2 protein-coding genes are annotated in these 1,079 nt (G+C 63.9%); one reads left to right on the top strand and one right to left on the bottom strand.

Features of this window, described 5'->3' with window-relative positions; genetic code table 11:
* Nucleotides 1–498: tetratricopeptide repeat protein (locus NW857_RS05835; protein WP_414368288.1), on the top strand; the 498-nt coding region annotated here is incomplete at its 5' end.
* 2 nt (nt 499–500) lie between these two features.
* Here the strand turns inward: NW857_RS05835 and NW857_RS05830 are convergent.
* Nucleotides 501–1,079 (bottom strand): transketolase C-terminal domain-containing protein (locus NW857_RS05830; RefSeq protein WP_414368286.1); only part of this gene is annotated, 579 nt, incomplete at its 5' end.

Here is a 1,079-nt window from a genome sequence, read left to right as displayed (position 1 = left end):
GCCGAGGCTTTGGAACGGGCTGTGGCCCTGCAACCGGATAACCCCAACGCCCGCTTCCAACTGGGCAATGCTTATCTAATGCTGGATCAGTGGGATCCCGCCCGGCGGGAATATGAGAAGACCCTGGAGTTGGATCCCGCCTATTGGCCGGCCATGAACAACATCGGCTTGGTGGACTACGAGCAGGGAGATCTCGACGCTGCTATCGAGCGCTGGGAACGCACGATAGAGATGAACGACTCTGTGGCAGAGCCCTACTTGGCCTTGGCGACCGCTCTCTACATTCGGGGAGAAACCGGACGAGCCGAGGAGCTGGGGGCAAAGGCCATGCGCCTGGATCCCAGCTATGCCCGGCTAGAAGTGCTGCGGGAGAACCTGTGGCGGGAGAAGCTGCTGCGGGATGTGCAAGTTCTCCTGCGCAGCCGCCCCGTTGCCGAGGCTCTGCAGCAAGCTGCCGTCGAGCAGTTCAACCGGCAGATGGGGCTCTCAGAAGAGTAGGCTCAGGGGCCGCCCAAGGCAGCTTGGGCCGGGGATCCCGCGCCCATCCGTTCCTGCAGCCTCTCAACCTTGGCCCGGATCCGCTCGGCAATGCCGACGCTGTTCAAGCCCAGATCCGCCAAGGACTCCTCAGGAGTGGCATGTTCCACCCACACATCCGGCACCCCCAGGCGCAACAAAGGCACCCGGATATCGGCATCCAGAAGGGCTTCCCCCACTGCCGAGCCAAACCCGCCCATGAGGCAGCCCTCTTCTACTGTCACCACCAGGCGGCTCTGTTGGGCCAGGGGCAGGATCAGCTCGGTGTCCAGAGGCTTGGCGAAGCGGGCGTTGACCACAGTGGTGGCAATGCCGTGTTCCTTCAAAATCTCCGCCGCCTGCAAACTGGGATGCACCATCGATCCATAGGCCAGGATCAGCACCTCGCCGCCGCTGCGCAGCACCTCTGCTTTGCCGATGGGAATGGGCTCCCACCCTTCCTCTGCCAGGGGCACCCCCACGCCGGAGCCACGCGGGTAGCGCATGGCAATGGGGCCTTGGGTGTACTGGATCCCGGTCACCACCATGCGCTGCAGCTCCGC

Origin of the sequence: Synechococcus sp. H55.9, from assembly GCF_047462355.1 — a bacterium.
Lineage (GTDB): Bacteria > Cyanobacteriota > Cyanobacteriia > Thermostichales > Thermostichaceae > Thermostichus.
The sequence above is the reverse complement of the archived record's forward strand: the minus strand, read 5'-3'. Positions and strand labels throughout refer to the sequence as shown.